This is a genomic window from Agrobacterium sp. DSM 25558, assembly GCF_900100825.1.
In the GTDB taxonomy this organism is placed as follows: domain Bacteria; phylum Pseudomonadota; class Alphaproteobacteria; order Rhizobiales; family Rhizobiaceae; genus Agrobacterium.
Window position 1 is genome coordinate 1 of sequence record NZ_FMUD01000077.1, and the last position, 2,243, is coordinate 2,243.

General features: G+C 54.3%; 1 protein-coding gene. It reads left to right on the forward strand.

The window, feature by feature from the left end:
• Window positions 1–2,243: calcium-binding protein (locus DSM25558_RS27465; RefSeq protein WP_305764699.1), on the forward strand; the 2,243-nt coding region annotated here is incomplete at both ends.

The following is a 2,243-nucleotide window of genomic DNA, read 5'->3' on the forward strand; positions in this document are numbered from 1 at the left end:
GTGGTGGTTCAGGTGGCGGTGGTTCAGGTGGCGGTGGTTCAGGTGGCGGTGGCGGCTCAAGTGGCCCGGGTCCCGCGCCCGGCATTCCTCCATCTCCGCCTCGCGATCCTCTGGTTATCGATCTCAATGGGGACGGAGTTCATTTCAGCGCTCTGGAAAACTCCATCACGCAGTTTGACATCGACAACGACGGTTTCAGGGAAACTGTTAGCTGGATTAGTCCAGAAGACGGTTTCCTCGTTCGCGACCTGAACAACGATGGCGCGGTTAATGGCCTCAGCGAATTGATCGGAAGTGCGGAACAAGACGGTTTTTCAGTTCTTCGCGACCACGATAATGGCGATGGCATTATCGACCAGAACGATGAAATTTTCAGTGAACTGAAAATCTGGCGAGATCTTAATTCAGATGGGTTGAGTTCGGCGGACGAAATTCAAAGTTTGGGATATTATGGTATTAAAGAAATCCATCTTGACGCTGAACACGTGAACCGGCTGGACGGCGACGTATTGGTCTCCCACGAATCCGTGGTCCGTGATTCCCAAGGAAATACTCGCGAGGTGGTAGCGGCTTGGTTTTCGTCGAACCAACTTCTCAGCCGCTATGAAATCCCTGAAGATGTTGTGGTAACGGGTAATGCGACGCTCATTCCGCTTCTGTTTGGTTATGGCAACATTCCGGATTTGCAGGTCGCAGCGGCTCAGGATTCTGCCACTCTAACCCTTGCAATTGATCTTGTTAGGAATGCTTGGAACCTCAGTGCTGAAGAACTCAGAACGCAGTTTAAGACATTGCTGTTTCAATGGGCAGGCGTTGACGAGATCGATGCAGGCGCACGTGGACCCAATATTGATGCTCGCGAGCTGGCGGTTCTGGAAAAAGTCTACGACCAGAATCTTGCGGGGTTGACGCCATCGGCGAGCGACGCTTCGTTCTTCCATCAAACGTTTGATGTCATACTTGATGGGTGGCTCGTGCGTTTTCTCGCCCAAGCTGGCGGAGCGCGGATCGCCTTGGCGACTGATCCTGTCGAAGAGTTCAACAATATCACGGTTGAAGACGTGATATTCGCCTCGATCGAACTGGATCTGGTGAATGATACGATCTCGATCAACTATGAAGAGATTCTCAGTCTTTTAAGCAGGATGGTGCTCGCTGAACTGCCGTCAGGACTAGTACGAGTTGCTGATGTCATTTCGCTTTTAGACGGATTGAGGGGTGCGAGCGAGAACGGAGAATTTACCGAAGTAATTACTGGTCTTGCCGAAGGACTGAGTGATCTGCGTGCGAAAACGATTTTGGTTGGCTTATTTCAAGGTGCCATCGCCATCGAGGGTACAGCAGGCGATGATCAGGTTCTCGGTGATGGCGTTGCTAACGTCATTGAGACGGGGACGGGGGACGATACCATCAATGCCGGTGGAGGTAGCGATGTAATCGTCGGCGGCACTGGCAACGAGGTCATCAACGGCGGCGAGGGCAGCGACACGTACGTCTACGCCCGTGGCGATGGCAACGACACCATCACCGAAGCACGCTCTTACAACAGTGAGGTCGACAAGCTTGTCCTCACCGACATCAACCCTTCCGATGCAACACTGGTGCGCAGTGGCAACGATCTGACCATTGCGATTGCAGAGAGTGCTCCCGGGGCTGGTGATGCGGGTTCGGTCCTGATCAAGGCAACGCTGAACGACGATTACGGCAGTGGCATTGAACAGGTAGTTTTTGCCGATGGAACGACGTGGACCAAAGCCCAGATCAGGGTCATGTTGCTCGCACAGGCATCGACCGATGGCGACGATACGATCGTCGGCTTTGACGTCAGCGATACGATCAATGGCGGTCTCGGTAACGACACGATCAATGGTGGCGAAGGTAACGACGTCATCACCGGCGGCACTGGCAACGACGTCATCAACGGCGGCGAGGGCAGCGACACGTACGTCTATGCCCGTGGTGACGGCAACGACACCATCACCGAAAGCACCTGGGGCGGCACTAACGACCAACTTGTCTTCACCGACATCAATCCAGCTGACGTCACCGTGAGCTTCACGGGAATTGATCTGCTGGTTACGATTGCCGAGAGTACCCCCGGAGCCGGTGATGCAGGTTCGATCCTGATCAAGAGCACGCTCGGAACACCGTATGAGCAAGGTCTCGAGCGGATTGCCTTTGCCGATGGCACGACATGGGATGCAGCGCAGATCCGGACCAAAGCCATTGCCTCGGCCCAGACC